Origin of the sequence: Exiguobacterium sp. SL-9 (assembly GCF_004336985.1) — a bacterium.
Taxonomy (GTDB): domain Bacteria; phylum Bacillota; class Bacilli; order Exiguobacteriales; family Exiguobacteriaceae; genus Exiguobacterium.
Genome location: NZ_SJUO01000002.1, coordinates 685,988 through 699,344, shown reverse-complemented (window position 1 = coordinate 699,344; position 13,357 = coordinate 685,988). Strand labels below are relative to the sequence as shown.

Genomic DNA, 13,357 nt, shown 5'->3' with positions numbered 1-13,357 from the left:
AAAAGTTTTTTAAAAAATGTAAATAACTTAAATGGGTGTTATTATAATTAAATGGAAAAATAAGAAAAGAGGAATAATATGAGGAAAATACTTAAATTCATTTTATCATTCATATTGATATTATGGTTAATTGATCAACCTTTCTACTTCACTCACTCGCCATCCTTGTTACAGGAATATTTATTAGGGAAAATGGATTTACTTTATGACCCAGGGTTTGAACATACTTCTCTAGGGTTGTTTAGTGGGGTATCTAACGGATTTTTATTAATCATTGCCAGTGTACCAGTCTCTTTTTTTCGAGCAATTATAGAATATATAGTTGGATTTGAGGGTGAGATGCATCCCGGTTTGTGGCTGTTTTTCGGAATTTTTTGGAGTTTGTTTGTAAATTTGATTTCTACGATTATTGCATATTTACTGCTATTTATAATCTCACTTTTAACATTTACGAACCCTTTGTTTTATGTAGGAAGTTTTTTAGGAGTATATTTGGGCATCAAGTTATTAAAGTGGATATTTAGTACGTCGAATACAACGAGAATTGAAACTGAATCAAACCCTCATGTACTCCCTGCACGCTCTCATACGGATTCTTAAATAGTAATCGATTTATAAATTATTGAAGAGGAGTGTCCATTTTTTGTGGACACTCCTTTGTGTTATGTCGGCACTCGCGTCCTTTGACGGAACCGCATCTTCCACGCATCGTCTTGTTTCACCCAAATCGAACTGCGTAGCGCGATGCGTCCGCTCGAGTGGTCTTCTGTCCGATACATGGCGAGGACGACATCATCTTGAATCGTCTCGAGTGCAAACTCAGAAAGAGTGGTTTGGGCTTCACTGGGATCCATCGTCGTCACATCTTTGGTGCGATAGAGCATCCGACCGGAGCGCCCGATTTCAAAAAAGTCTTCGGTCAACAGTTCGCGCAACCGCTCTGGCGACGTCCGGACGGCAGTCGTCAACAACAGTCGTTCTTTCTCTTCGATCAATGGTGCGAGCATGCACGTCACTCCTTTCAACCAACGTTATCCGTGTACCGTATTCGTTTTCCCGACATTCATAACGATGACACCGAGCACGATGACGATGAGTCCGATGCTGTTGACGGTCGACAACACCTCTCCATAGACGAATACCCCAATCAGGCCCGTCGCGACCGTACCGAGCCCGGCCCAGACGCTATAGGCGATGCTGAGCGGGATCGTCTTCAAGACGAAGCCCATCAGTGTGAACGAGACGGCGAAACTCACCAAGAGAATCACGCTCGGCCACAAGTTCGTGAAGCCGTCCGATAGCTTCAGCATCGATGTGCCGAGCACTTCGAACGAAATCGAGACCAGTAATAACAAATATCCTTTCACGCGTGTCCCTCCTTCATAGTTTCATCAAAACGAGTCCGACGATGACGAGTCCAATGCCAATGACGGTCTGAATTCGGACTTGCTCCTTGAAGACGAGAAAACCGATCAACGCCGTCGCGGCCGTGCCGACCCCGCTCCAAAACGCGTAGGCGAAGCTGAGCGGGATGGATAGGAGGGCGAGTGACAACATGTAAAATGCGGTCACATAGCCGAGAGCGACACCGAGAATAGGTAGCCGGTTCGTCGACGTCGCGTTCAGTTTTAACATGCTCGACCCAAACACTTCCGAGACGATGGCCCCAATCAAATAGACAAAGCCCATGTTAACTCGTTCCTTTCGCCAACGCATCACACTTCTCGCGAATGATACGAGCGGCCCGGTCTTTGAACGAGTCGCTATAGTCGTACGTCAGCGCGAACCAAAATCCGTCGCACAAGAGACGTAACTCGAGCACGCGGTCGGGGTCGCCTCCGTCAGCGGCAAATTGTTCGTCCCATCGCAGCGAGGCGTCCGCCCACAGTTTACCGCTCAGCTTGTCTTCTTGCGACGAGATGAAGACGGCCGTCAATCCTGCATCGTCTGTTTTCATATAGTCGAGGGTCGCGAGGGCGTAGGCGCGTGTGAACGGATAAGGCCCTTCCGTCAGATGTTGATTGATTCGTGCTTCAAACTCTGCGATGGCCATCTCATTCATCTGTCGCAGCAGATTACTTTTGCTTTCGAAATGATAAAGCACACCGCCTTTTGTGATACCGGCCCGATTTGCCAATCGCTCCATCGATAGCTGTTGAATGCCATCTTGTTGGATGATGGCAGCGGCGGTCCGTAATAGGGATTGTTTCTTACTCATCGATTTTCCTCCTTACTATACTGAACGGTCAGTATAGTCAATGTAACAAAATGATGTATGGGTTGTCGACAGAATAAGTGAATGGGATAATTAGGAAAAAAGGAGGGGTGGGATGACGCAACGTCTCTATGCACCACTCTACACCACGCTCGCGCTTTTCTTGGTAACACTGCTAACGCTGTTCACATTAAATGGCCGCGTCTTTCCGGATTTAGACTTGCTGACAGCTATTTGGGTGTACCTCGCCTTGGATATCTCGTTACTCGCCACATTCATCTGGGGTCTATTCTCAAAAGACAAGTTTGTCAAAGTGTTCAGCCTCCTAGCGAACATCGGGTTGATCGTGCCGTTATCGATTTGGATTTTTCTGTTGCTTCTCGCGAATGGGATCTCGGAAACATGAGGGGCGATAAACCAAACGTGCCATTTTTGATGCGGCCTGTCCCGTTCTTCATCTTGTTTGCTCTCTGCGGACCGCTCGCGTTGGCACTCGTCGTCATCTACTGGCGCGATCTGCCGGAAGATATTCGGGGGCCTCATCTGATGATTGCAATCATCTTTTCGCTATTTTTCATCGTGAAACTGCTTCCGGACGGCCTCCTGCAAATCATCCTCTTCTCATTCACATACACGTTCGTATTATTTCTCACCTACAGCATTCTCGGGAGAAAGCGAAATCAGAAAAACTGAACGCTACCCCTGCAGAAAGTGGTCTCGCATCACTTTCTTTTAATTTTGCATTAAATAGTAGGAAAAAGATTTCCAATCCCTTTTTGTAAATTTGGCATTGCACATCCTTTTTTTGTTTGTTATGCTTCTCAATGAAAACGACAATGATAATCATTATCAGTAATAAAGCGCCGATTTCTCTACATAGAACAGAATCGTGAAACGGTTGCGGGCTCACTGAGAAGGTCGTCATTCAAAAACAGATACATAGGGAGATGGAAAGAATGGGGAAATGGAAAGCAGCAGTCATGCTCACATCACTCGTCTTTACGCTAGCCGCATGCGGTAGCACGGACGAAACGAAAGACGCAGGAAACGCAGAAGCGGAAGCGACACCGAAGACGGTCGAGATCACGGACGCTCACGGCAAGATCGAAGTACCGGTCAATCCGGAGAAGGTCGTCGCGCTCGACAACCGGACGTTCGAGACGTTAGCGGAGTGGGACGTCGAACTCGCTGCAGCGCCGGTCGGCTTGATGCCAGCTGAATCACCATACGTCAAAGACGAAGACATCGTCGACGTCGGCATGCACTTTGAGCCGAACTTAGAAGCCATCGCTGGAGTCGACCCAGACGTCGTCATCGTCGGTCAACGTTTCGCCGACTACTACGAGGACATCAAAAAGTTGGTGCCTGAGGCGGCCGTCATCGACTTGAACATTGAACTTCCGGAAGATTCAGGCACACCAGGTGAGATTTTAGTCCAAGGACTTGAAGACACGACGCTCACGCTCGGTCAAATTTTTGACAAGAACGAAGAAGCGAAAGACATGGTCGCTGACCTTGACCAGTCAATCGAAGACGCGAAAACGGCATATGACGGCAAAGCGACGATTATGTCGGTCATCGTCTCAGGCGGAGACATCGGATTCTCAGCGCCAATCAGTGGTCGCGTATTCGGACCGATGTACGACATCTTCGGTTGGGTGCCAGCGCTAGAAGTTGAGAAAAAATCAGGTGATCACCAAGGGGACGAAGTATCGGTCGAAGCGATTGCTGAAAGCAATCCGGATTGGTTATTCGTACTCGATCGTGATGCACCGCTCGGAGACGCGGAAGGCGCAGTTCCGGCTGAAGACGTCATCGATAACGCACTAGCGCTTCAAAAGACGACAGCCGTGACGAAAGACCAAATCGTCTACGCACCGAAAGACACATACTTGAACGAATCGATTCAAACGTACTCAGAATTCTTTGAGAGCGTCGCAGCAGCGCTCGCGAAGTAACGAGGCCACGTTGTGCAGAATTCAATACTAGACAGGGTTGAGACCAGTGCTCAACCCTCCTTTTCTAACGTTTGGACGAAGTCGTTCATCTTCGCGTTGCTCGTCGTCTTGACACTTGCGATTGTATCGCTGTTCACCGGCGTATACGACATCAGTAAAGCGGACGGCTTCGATATGTTTTGGATTACGCGTGTCCCGCGTACGGTCGCGCTCATGTTGACGGGTGCCGCGATGGCGATGGCGGGGCTCGTCATGCAGTTGATCACGCAAAACCGATTGGTCGAACCAACGACGACGGGGACGCTCGAATGGGCGGGTCTCGGGTTACTGACTGTCTATCTCCTCGTCCCGGCACCGTCGCTCATGATGCGTATGACGGGGGCAATCGTGTTCTCGTTCGTCGGGACGATGGTGTTCTTCTGGTTCTTACGCTCGGTCAAACTGCGCTCGTCCTTAATCGTCCCGATCATCGGACTCATGCTCGGAGCGGTCATCTCGGCGATATCGACGTTTCTCGGATTATTCTTCCGCGCGAGTCAGACGCTCGAGGGTTGGTTCGTTGGCTCTTTTGCCTCGGTCCAAGTCGGCCGCTACGAGTATTTATGGCTGATCATCATCGCGACGTTCTTCATTTTCTTGTTGGCGAACCGGTTGACGCTCGTCGGGCTCGGGGAAGATATCGCGACGAGTCTTGGCGTCAACTATAACTTGTTGATGATGATTGCGACGGGATTGATCGCACTGTCGGTCGGTGTTGTCGCGACCGTCATCGGGAATCTGCCGTTTCTCGGTTTGATTGTCCCGAACCTCGTCTCGATGTTCCGTGGGGACGATCTCCGCAGCAACTTGCCGTGGGTATGTGTCATCGGGATGGGTGCGATTCTCGTCAGCGACTTGATTTCTCGGACGATCATCGCGCCGTTCGAATTGCCGGTGTCGCTTATTCTCGGGACGGTCGGCTCGGTCGTCTTTATCGCGATCTTGCTCAGACAACGGAAGACAGGAGGGGTTCGATGAGTACGGTCATGGAGAGAGAAGCTTACGAAGTGGACGTTCATCCGCTGAACGGGAAAGAACGGAGTGCGTCTGCATTTCGCTCAAAAAAAGAAGAACGGCGCTATTGGATGTTTCTGATCACGTTCATCATCGGTGGACTCATTTGCGCGCTTGGACTGCTTGTCTACAACAACCCGGTTCCGTTCGATTCCCCTTCATTTTTACCGGTCGTCGAGCGGCGTGTCGTCGCCGTCGTCACGATGGTGATTGCCGCCCTCTGTCAAAGTCTCGCGACCGTCGCGTTTCATTCGGTGACGAACAACCGCATCATCACACCATCCTTGCTCGGATTTGATGCGCTCTACTCGACGATTCAGACGAGCATGATTTTCTTTTTCGGTGCTGGGGCTTTGGTCGGCTTCAGCGGGACAGGGGCGTTCTTGAGTCAAGTCGCTGTCATGGTGCTCATGAGCCTTTTATTGTACGGCTGGTTATTATCGGGGAAATACGCCAACCTGCAACTGATGCTCCTCATCGGAATCATTATCGGAACGGGGCTGAATTCGGTGTCGACGTTCATGCGCCGCATGCTCGCACCGTCTGAGTTCGATCTCCTGCAGGCGCGCCTCTTCGGGTCAGTGACGAATGCGGATGCCGCCTACTTCCCGATTGTGATTCCGATCGTTATCATCGTTGGCGTCTTGCTGTACGTGTTCTCAAATCAGTTGAATATCGTCGCACTCGGGAAAGATGTGGCGACGTCGTTCGGGGTGAACCATCGGCGGAGCGTCATCTATACGCTCATTTTGATTTCACTCCTCATGTCGGTATCGACGGCATTGATTGGGCCGCTCACGTTTTTCGGTTTCTTGGTGGCGACCCTCAGTTATCAGGTCGCCTCCACGTATGATCATAAATACGTGTTCCCGATGGCGTTCGCACTTGGTTTCTTCGTTCTGACGAGCGCGTATTTCTTTATGTACCATATTTTCAATGCACCGAGTGTCGTGTCCGTCATCATCGAGTTGTTTGGCGGCGTGATTTTCTTAGCGGTGATTTTAAGGAAGAGGTCGCTATGATACAAATCGAACAAGTGAAAAAATCATATACGGACGACGTCCACATTGGACCGATCAATCTCACGATCCCCAAAGCCGGCTTTACCTCGTTGATTGGTCCGAACGGGGCCGGTAAATCGACGACACTGATGATGATCGGCCGTCTGCTCAATTTAGACGAAGGTCAGATTCAAGTTGCCGGGATGGACGTGTCGAGTACGAAGTCGAAAGACTTGGCGAAGATTATCACGATTTTGCGCCAAGAGAACCATTTCGTGACGCGTCTCACCGTCCGGCAGCTCGCGGGGTTCGGCCGTTTTCCTTATTCGAAGGGACGGTTGACGCAAGAGGACGAGCGCATCATCTCGAAATATATCGATTTCCTCGACTTGACTGAGCTCGAGCATCGTTATCTCGATGAACTGTCGGGTGGACAACGCCAACGGGCATATGTTGCGATGGTGCTCTGTCAGGAGACAGAATACGTGTTGCTCGATGAGCCGCTCAATAACTTAGACATCGCTCGCTCGGTCCAGATGATGGAATACTTGCGACACGTCGCCGATGAATTCGGACGGACGATTGTCACGGTGCTCCATGACATCAACTTTGCGGCGAAATATTCTGACCGTATCTGTGCGATGAAGGACGGGAACATCGCGGCATTCGGGACGGTCGAAGAAATTATGGACGCAGACATCCTGTCCGACATTTTCGAGACGAAACTTGAAATCATTCAAGGTCCATATGGGCCGATTGCAGTCTATTAAAGAGAGGACGGAATTCGATGCAGATTTACTGGACACCGATTCTAAAGGTTGAGGAGGAAGCTCGGGATACATATACGTTCAAACTTGAACTCCCGGCAGACTTCACGTGGGAAGAAGGGGCGCACACACACTTCGCGCTCGAAGGCTTCAACAAAGAAGATAAACCGAACCGGACCTTGATTCGGCATATGTCGATTTCGACCCTTCCACATGAAGGAATGATTGGGATCACGACACGCGTCAAGCCGGAGTGCTCAACATTCAAGTCGATGTTGCGAGACATGAACATCGGGGACAAGGTCGCCATCTTCAAGACGCATTCGAACGTGCCGTTGAAGCGCGTTGGAAAGAACGTCTATCTGCTGTCGGCCGGCGTCGGACTTGCAACGTTTCGTCCGCTCGTACTCGCGTATTTGGCGAACGGAGAAGGCGTTCCGCATCTTCACTCGTTGAACGTCGACTCATCGAAGGATTACTTGTTTAGCGATGTGTTCGAATCGACGGATAGCTTTACGGCTGAGTTCGTCGACAATCGTCCGGACTATTACCAGCAGGTCGAGATGCTCGCCACGGACAAGGACGGCTTGTTCTATGTCGTCGGCAGCGATGACTTTTTGCATGAGACGATTGCTCTGTTGCGCCGGAACGGCGTCACTCCAAATCAAATCATCCTCGACAAGCACGACTTTCAAGTTGAAGACTTTTTAAAAGTGTGAAGCGTCAAAAAGGTGTATACAAAAACCGCTCTTTCGATTTTAATTTCGAAAGAGCGGTTTTGTATCGATTTATTCTACTAGTTGGTTCAAAAGCGCGATCATGTCTTCGCGTACGAATGATCCAAGTGATTCACTGAATGACTTCGTCATATGGTTACTATCGCTGTAACCGACAATATTCCCTACTACAGGACGGCAGACGTCATCTTCACAGATGTAATCTGAATAATCATAGTAGTATACATTGGACGGTTTATCTTCTAGTCGTTCCCAATCACTCACGGCGGGAAGTGTTTTTTCACGTTCCACGCTACACTCTTCAGCGTCACGCCCAAATTCAGCCAGACATTCCGGAACCTTTCGATCAAAGAAAGGAGTGTCTCGTATAGCGAAGACGGGAATGTTATTTGATTCCAAGGCACGGAATTGTTCGACGTAACCTGCTGGTACTTCTTTGCTATTCTTTTGACCGATATCTGCCGTTGTGACGACTAAATCAACATCTGCTTCGACAATCGCATCAATAATGTTCTTGTTCCATTCATTACATTCTGGATAGTCGCTACGACTCTCCGTACTGAGTCGGCAAGCGCTTTTCGTCATGTTCATCAGCAGGATGTTTTCTTCTTCGATGAACGTATCGAGTGCAGGATGCCAGTGACTAGAATGAGAACCACCGACAAGTGCTACCTTGTATTCAGGGTTTTCAGTATCCCCATACTCACAAGTGACGACGTCTGTTTCAGGGACACCGATATGACACCCATCAAAAAATGGGATGGGACGATCGTTCGTAATCTCAGAGTCAAATGGAATATACGGACGTTCTGGCGTATCCTGATAGGCCTCAGTAAACACAAGCGCGCCTGGATAATCTGGAGACGAGGCTAGCGCAAGTTGTTCTTGCTGTTCCGCCTCGATTTTCAATTGCCAAGCAAAATTGAGTGCGAGAACAGGGAGCATGAAGGCGAGCAATGCCCCGATGACTTTTGGATGATAGTTCGTTTTCGTCTTGATTTTGCGAATCGGTCGCTCGACAATCGAAGTTGTCACATAAGAGAGCGCGAGTGACAACAAGATGATGAGGATCCCATCCACGATCGACACACGTTCTACTCCAAAGATGGCGTAATAGAACATGAGCAACGGCCAATGCCATAAATAAAAACCGTAAGACAAACCACCTAGCTTAGCGAGTGGCTTCGAACCAAGGAAACGTTGGACGCCATAAGTGCCACCGTTCTCACCGGCAACTAGAATCATAACAGCTGCCATCGTCGGCCATAATGCGACATAGCCAGGGAACACGCCGCCAACGTCTAACACGACGCCGACAGACACAAGTGCCAGGAAACCGAACCAACCCACAACTGTCGAGACCAGAGGGGATAAGCGGATTTTTGTAATGGTTAAGAAAAGAATTCCACCTAGTGAGAACTCCCATACACGTGCGAATGTGTCAAAATAGGCCCAAGGCTGATTGTATTGGGTCATCCAAATGGAGTAAGCAAGTGAAGGGATGAACACGGCCACAAAAATTTTCAATAGCGTAGGCTTGATGTCTGTCGTTTGTGTGCGCTTTACCCAAAAAATAGCAAGCGTGATGAGAAAGAACCAAATTACATAAAATTGCGCTTGAATGGACATGGCCCAAAAGTGTTGGACAGGGCTCTTATCATTGGCTGAATCTAAATAGTCAACCGCACTAAACGCAAGCTCCCAGTTTTGAAAATAAAGTGCAGAGGCCAATAGTTCCTGTACGGTCTGATCCCATCGTATGGTCGGGAGGACCACATAACTGATAACCGTCACGACGGCTAACACAAAAAAGGCTGCCGGAAACAGACGTTTAAATAAGCCGAATAAATAATCAAAAAAGTTAACGGTGCCGAGACGACGATAGCGCGATACGAGTGAGGCAGTTATTAAAAATCCTGAAACGACGAAAAAAACATCGACGCCTCCGGAAACTCGGCCTAACCATATGTGATAGACAGCTACAAGAAAAGCTGCTACCGCGCGAAGGCCCTCAATTTCAGGTCGAAACTTTTTTGGTCCCTGAGGCGCAAGGGATTTTGTTTGCGAAGATTGTGTGTCCATAGTGACTCCTTTACTCCAAAATTAATCGTTGATTTTTTTCACTATTTACCATAATAGCATATTCCCACAATTCGACAATGATTGCGCCTAAATCGTTATCATTTAGAAATATATATGACGATAAATAGATTCATTGGTTATGTCTGGATTTTGGTATTCACTTCACATTGCTCAAAAAATCGTAAAAAGATATCGCGACCGTTTGGGGTCCCAATCGACTCGGGATGGAACTGGACGCCGTACGTCGGGTGCGTGGGATGCTCGAGCGCCATGATGATCCCGTCACGCGTTCGGGCCGTCACGTTGAGTTCCGTCTCCAAGACGACGAGTGAATGGTATCGCATGACTTCGTAAGGATTCCCGTCAAACAAGACGCTCGGTGTCGTCTTGATCACGGACGTTTTCCCGTGCATGACTTGTTCGGCCCGGCCGACCGTGCCACCAAACGCTTCGGCGATGACTTGATGACCGAGACAGACCCCAAGAATCGGGATGTCACCAGATAGTTCACGAACGACAGCGAGTGAGACCCCCGCGTCCATCGGGCCACCTGGACCTGGAGAAATGATGATTCCTGAGGGAGCGAGCGCACGAATCGCGTCGACTGTCAGTTCGTCATTGCGGACGACCGACACGTCACTGAGCCGGGCGACATCTTGATATACGTTATATGTGAACGAATCGTAGTTGTCGATGAGTAAAATCATGCGAACACCTCCAGGAGTGATTTGGCTTTATGCAACGTCTCTTCATATTCCGAGACGGGGTCCGAGTCGAAGACGATGCCGGCTCCGGCTTGGACGTAGGCGGTTTGTTCTTGGACGACCATCGTTCGGATGGCGAGAGCGAAATCATAACCGCCACGGATATCGAGATAGCCGACGGCTCCGGCATACACTTCGCGTTTGACCGTCTCGAGCTCATCAATGAGCTGCATCGCCCGGATTTTCGGCGCTCCGGAGACGGTCCCGGCTGGAAGACAGGCACGCAAGGCGTCAATCGGATTCAAATCGTCACGAAGTTCGCCTTCGACCTCAGAGACGAGATGCATAACGTTTTTGAAGCGCTCGATTTCCATCTGTTTCGGGATTGTGACCGAACCGACCTTGGCGACACGGCCGATATCGTTCCGGCCGAGATCTAAGAGCATCCGATGCTCGGCGAGTTCTTTCTCATCTTGAATGAGCTCGGAGGCATGCCGGACATCCTCCTCGACCGTCTTGCCGCGAGGACGGGTTCCGGCAATCGGATTTGTCGACACTCGATTTCCCTCGACACGGACGAGACTTTCCGGAGATGCCCCGAGAACGATCGCTTCACCTAGGTCGATATAAAATAGGTAAGGGCTCGGGTTTTGTTTCCGGAGCGTTCGATAGAAATGGAACGGGTCCCCGGTGAACGTCGCATCGATGCGTTGTGATAAGACGAGCTGAAACACTTCGCCTGCTAAAATGGCTTCTTTCGCCTGTAAGACGCGCTCGACGAACTCATCTTTGCTGGTCAATATTCGTTCACTCGTACGGACGACGGGTGCGAGCTCGTGCGTCTTTGCCGTCTCGAGGGATTGTTGGACATGTTGAAGTCGTTCCGTGGCATCGTCATCCCCGGTGTCGATCACGATGACCCGTTCTTCGACATGATCATACAGAACGACTGTCTCGTAACGCTGGAACAAGGCATCCGGCAAACCACGAGTCTCGCTCGGAGTGTTCGGGATTGGTTCATAGACGCGCTGCATGTCATAGCCGATATAGCCGACGGCACCACCGATGAATGGATAAGGCGCGTCCGGCGTGTCTCGTGTGATCAGTTCTGACAACAAGGCGAGCGGGTCGTCCGTGTGCCTCGTGCCGGATGCATCGGTCACTTCGTTGCCGTTGGCGCGAATCGTCTCGACCGGATTTGAGGCGATAATGGAGTAACGGCCGTGCCTGCCTTCTGCGCGGCTCTCGAGCAAGACTTTTCGCTCGCCTGCTAAGCGGTGAAAGATTGCCACCGGTGTCAGTTCGTCACCGTTGATGATGAGTTGTTTCATATAAATAACCTCCTTAATAATTTAAATGAAAAGGGGAAACGATGATGCACATCTTAAAACCGAATCAGTTTTCAGGAGATGCGCTCACTGAGCATATCGAGCTAGAAGAAGAATTAAGTCCGTTTCTGGATCGATCGGATGAGTTGAATCAAGCGTATTTCAATGCCGTGATACGAAAAGCGAAGGGATTGTTCGACGCCTTGTTTCCAAAGGGTGAGGCCTTTACGCTCGTGTATCATGTGTATGGCGATCACCCCGGCAACACCGGTATGTTCCGATTGATTCGCGACAAATCTCTCCGCTTTCAGACGACGGTGATTCGTTCCGAAGAAGAGGAGGAGACGCTCTGGACGTATATCGTGCCGATTCCAGATCGAAACCAACTTCATACGTCTCGTTTGTTGGAGGCGATTTGTCACCAAGACTTTCCACCGTTGAGACCACGACTGCGCGGCTGGGCAACGTCGTATCCTGCCGTTCAGTTCATTCATCAGACAGACGGGCATGTCTTATTCGTTTATGATGACCGTGGTGCCTATATCCGTGCCACGTCGCCAACTCACCTCCAATCGCTCAAACAAAAAATCCCCCGCCCGACATGTCTAAAAAAGACATGAAGGACGGGGGACCCGTGGTGCCACCTTCGTTGGGGAAATCCCCCCACTCATCGCGAACCATCATTCGCTATCCTCGGTAACGGGAGGACCCGTCAGAGCCTACGTATCGGTCTGAACGCTCAAAAGCCCATTCACGCAAGGTACGTCACCGGTTCGCATCGACCACCGGCTTTCTGAAGACGTCCCTTCGCGCTACTCTTCTTTCTCATCGCGAGTTCGTATGAATGTTATCGCTACTTTAACGGGATGAAGCGGGAATGTCAATATCGAAACAGGGAATTGTTGTGAGTGAGAAGAATAATTGTGGAGATCCCCGCATTGCAAATCGGATCGGATGGCCTCGTCACGAGGTGGGCGACTCTGATAGACGAGTATGTTATGATGGACGCGAAAGGTAGGTATATCAATGGAAACACTTAATTTGAAACAGCTTTCTGACAACCGGGCCGAACTACAAACCAAGGGCGACCTTGACGCGATGCGTGGCATCATGCACGATGAGTTTCGCTACGTCGATTCGAGCGGACGTCAGTTTGATAAAGAAACATTTTTAGATCAGTTCGTTGACCCGGCGTCGGTTCAATGGATTTCGCAGGACACGGTCACGTTTGACGAGACGGTTTCAGGCGAGATCGCCCTCATCCAACTATTGCTTGAAGAACGCTTCATTCTTGGTACGAACGCCTATGAAGGCCGGTTTTGGGTATTGCACGTCTATGTGAAAGAGAATGACACGTGGCTCTGGCAAGGTGGACAAGCGACGATGATCAACGAACTATAATATGCTCTCCAAATGGCGATTATCTGATTAAAGTTAGATTTCGAATCTGATTTTAAAAGGTAATTTAAATTTGGAGTCTTTTATTTTTTGAAACATTTTTTAAAAAAAGGT

The 13,357-nt window shown here is 49.6% G+C and carries 16 protein-coding genes and 1 other annotated feature; of the genes, 9 read left to right on the top strand and 7 right to left on the bottom strand.

What is annotated here, in order from left to right:
- Positions 1 to 662 precede the first annotated feature (662 nt).
- Genes EVJ34_RS08010 through EVJ34_RS07995 form a run of 4 tightly spaced genes read right to left on the bottom strand, consistent with a single transcriptional unit; the run spans position 663 to position 2,218 of the window.
- Complete coding sequence (locus EVJ34_RS08010) at positions 663 to 1,007, bottom strand: nuclear transport factor 2 family protein (RefSeq protein ID WP_131485200.1); 345 nt, start codon at positions 1,005 to 1,007, stop codon at positions 663 to 665.
- A gap of 24 nt (positions 1,008 to 1,031) precedes the next feature.
- A complete protein-coding gene (locus tag EVJ34_RS08005) occupies positions 1,032 to 1,367 on the bottom strand; it encodes a DMT family transporter (RefSeq protein ID WP_131485199.1) in 336 nt (111 codons plus the stop codon).
- A gap of 13 nt (positions 1,368 to 1,380) precedes the next feature.
- Positions 1,381 to 1,689 carry a DMT family transporter gene (locus tag EVJ34_RS08000; protein WP_131485198.1) on the bottom strand — a complete coding sequence of 103 codons (309 nt, stop codon included), beginning with the start codon at positions 1,687 to 1,689 and terminating at the stop codon, positions 1,381 to 1,383.
- A 1-nt stretch (position 1,690) separates the two neighbouring features.
- Positions 1,691 to 2,218, bottom strand: a complete 528-nt coding sequence (locus EVJ34_RS07995) for a TetR/AcrR family transcriptional regulator (protein ID WP_131485197.1) — start codon at positions 2,216 to 2,218, stop codon at positions 1,691 to 1,693.
- Positions 2,219 to 2,330: 112 nt separating this feature from the next.
- Between EVJ34_RS07995 and EVJ34_RS07990 the strand changes: the two genes are divergently transcribed.
- The 7 genes from EVJ34_RS07990 (at position 2,331) to EVJ34_RS07960 (ending at position 7,713) form a co-directional block, all read left to right on the top strand.
- Positions 2,331 to 2,621 (top strand): hypothetical protein, encoded by a 291-nt coding sequence (locus EVJ34_RS07990; protein WP_131485196.1) that lies wholly within the window; start codon positions 2,331 to 2,333, stop codon positions 2,619 to 2,621.
- Positions 2,618 to 2,908: a hypothetical protein gene (locus tag EVJ34_RS07985; RefSeq protein WP_131435607.1), complete on the top strand. Its 291-nt coding sequence runs from the start codon at positions 2,618 to 2,620 to the stop codon at positions 2,906 to 2,908. Before EVJ34_RS07990 ends, EVJ34_RS07985 begins: the two co-directional genes overlap by 4 nt.
- A 263-nt stretch (positions 2,909 to 3,171) precedes the next feature.
- Positions 3,172 to 4,173, top strand: coding sequence for a siderophore ABC transporter substrate-binding protein (locus EVJ34_RS07980; RefSeq protein ID WP_201739931.1), 1,002 nt, complete (start codon positions 3,172 to 3,174; stop codon positions 4,171 to 4,173).
- A gap of 12 nt (positions 4,174 to 4,185) precedes the next feature.
- Positions 4,186 to 5,190, top strand: coding sequence for an ABC transporter permease (locus tag EVJ34_RS07975; protein ID WP_131485194.1), 1,005 nt, complete (start codon positions 4,186 to 4,188; stop codon positions 5,188 to 5,190).
- Entirely contained in the window at positions 5,187 to 6,248 is a 1,062-nt protein-coding gene (locus EVJ34_RS07970) for an iron chelate uptake ABC transporter family permease subunit (RefSeq protein ID WP_131435601.1), read from the top strand. The genes EVJ34_RS07975 and EVJ34_RS07970 overlap by 4 nt, the downstream gene beginning before the upstream one ends.
- A complete protein-coding gene (locus EVJ34_RS07965) occupies positions 6,245 to 6,997 on the top strand; it encodes an iron ABC transporter ATP-binding protein (protein WP_131485193.1) in 753 nt (250 codons plus the stop codon). Before EVJ34_RS07970 ends, EVJ34_RS07965 begins: the two co-directional genes overlap by 4 nt.
- A 17-nt stretch (positions 6,998 to 7,014) precedes the next feature.
- Positions 7,015 to 7,713, top strand: a complete 699-nt coding sequence (locus EVJ34_RS07960; RefSeq protein WP_131435597.1) for a ferredoxin reductase domain-containing protein — start codon at positions 7,015 to 7,017, stop codon at positions 7,711 to 7,713.
- Between the two features lie 69 nt (positions 7,714 to 7,782).
- Here the strand turns inward: EVJ34_RS07960 and EVJ34_RS07955 are convergent, their stop codons facing one another.
- The 3 genes from EVJ34_RS07955 to trpE form a co-directional block, all read right to left on the bottom strand.
- On the bottom strand, positions 7,783 to 9,813 hold the full coding sequence (locus EVJ34_RS07955; protein ID WP_131485192.1) for an acyltransferase family protein: 2,031 nt from the start codon (positions 9,811 to 9,813) through the stop codon (positions 7,783 to 7,785).
- Between the two features lie 137 nt (positions 9,814 to 9,950).
- On the bottom strand, positions 9,951 to 10,520 hold the full coding sequence (locus EVJ34_RS07950; protein ID WP_131435593.1) for an anthranilate synthase component II: 570 nt from the start codon (positions 10,518 to 10,520) through the stop codon (positions 9,951 to 9,953).
- Positions 10,517 to 11,848: an anthranilate synthase component I gene (gene trpE, locus EVJ34_RS07945; RefSeq protein WP_131435591.1), complete on the bottom strand. Its 1,332-nt coding sequence runs from the start codon at positions 11,846 to 11,848 to the stop codon at positions 10,517 to 10,519. Before trpE ends, EVJ34_RS07950 begins: the two co-directional genes overlap by 4 nt.
- 44 nt (positions 11,849 to 11,892) lie before the next feature.
- On the opposite strand from trpE, the gene EVJ34_RS07940 reads away from it, so the two are divergent.
- Together EVJ34_RS07940 and EVJ34_RS07935 are read left to right on the top strand one after the other, a co-directional pair.
- The gene (locus EVJ34_RS07940; protein WP_131485191.1) at positions 11,893 to 12,465 is read left to right on the top strand and encodes a DUF3885 domain-containing protein; all 573 of its coding nucleotides are present in this window, start codon (positions 11,893 to 11,895) and stop codon (positions 12,463 to 12,465) included.
- Positions 12,462 to 12,683 (bottom strand) — a binding site (T-box leader). (Overlaps the previous gene by 4 nt.)
- A 188-nt stretch (positions 12,684 to 12,871) precedes the next feature.
- The gene (locus tag EVJ34_RS07935; RefSeq protein ID WP_131435587.1) at positions 12,872 to 13,246 is read left to right on the top strand and encodes a nuclear transport factor 2 family protein; all 375 of its coding nucleotides are present in this window, start codon (positions 12,872 to 12,874) and stop codon (positions 13,244 to 13,246) included.
- Positions 13,247 to 13,357 lie beyond the last annotated feature (111 nt).

Excerpts from the sequence above, each read along its gene's own strand:
- EVJ34_RS07985 (WP_131435607.1), top strand. The coding sequence starts at position 2,618 with ATGAGGGGCGATAAACCAAACGTGCCATTTTTGATGCGGCCTGTCCCG.
- EVJ34_RS07960 (WP_131435597.1), top strand. The coding sequence starts at position 7,015 with ATGCAGATTTACTGGACACCGATTCTAAAGGTTGAGGAGGAAGCTCGG.
- EVJ34_RS07940 (WP_131485191.1), top strand. The coding sequence starts at position 11,893 with ATGCACATCTTAAAACCGAATCAGTTTTCAGGAGATGCGCTCACTGAG.
- EVJ34_RS07965 (WP_131485193.1), top strand. The coding sequence starts at position 6,245 with ATGATACAAATCGAACAAGTGAAAAAATCATATACGGACGACGTCCAC.
- EVJ34_RS07955 (WP_131485192.1), bottom strand. The coding sequence starts at position 9,813 with ATGGACACACAATCTTCGCAAACAAAATCCCTTGCGCCTCAGGGACCA.
- EVJ34_RS07950 (WP_131435593.1), bottom strand. The coding sequence starts at position 10,520 with ATGATTTTACTCATCGACAACTACGATTCGTTCACATATAACGTATAT.
- EVJ34_RS07990 (WP_131485196.1), top strand. The coding sequence starts at position 2,331 with ATGACGCAACGTCTCTATGCACCACTCTACACCACGCTCGCGCTTTTC.
- trpE (WP_131435591.1), bottom strand. The coding sequence starts at position 11,848 with ATGAAACAACTCATCATCAACGGTGACGAACTGACACCGGTGGCAATC.
- EVJ34_RS08010 (WP_131485200.1), bottom strand. The coding sequence starts at position 1,007 with ATGCTCGCACCATTGATCGAAGAGAAAGAACGACTGTTGTTGACGACT.
- EVJ34_RS07970 (WP_131435601.1), top strand. The coding sequence starts at position 5,187 with ATGAGTACGGTCATGGAGAGAGAAGCTTACGAAGTGGACGTTCATCCG.
- EVJ34_RS07980 (WP_201739931.1), top strand. The coding sequence starts at position 3,172 with ATGGGGAAATGGAAAGCAGCAGTCATGCTCACATCACTCGTCTTTACG.
- EVJ34_RS07935 (WP_131435587.1), top strand. The coding sequence starts at position 12,872 with ATGGAAACACTTAATTTGAAACAGCTTTCTGACAACCGGGCCGAACTA.
- EVJ34_RS08000 (WP_131485198.1), bottom strand. The coding sequence starts at position 1,689 with ATGGGCTTTGTCTATTTGATTGGGGCCATCGTCTCGGAAGTGTTTGGG.
- EVJ34_RS07995 (WP_131485197.1), bottom strand. The coding sequence starts at position 2,218 with ATGAGTAAGAAACAATCCCTATTACGGACCGCCGCTGCCATCATCCAA.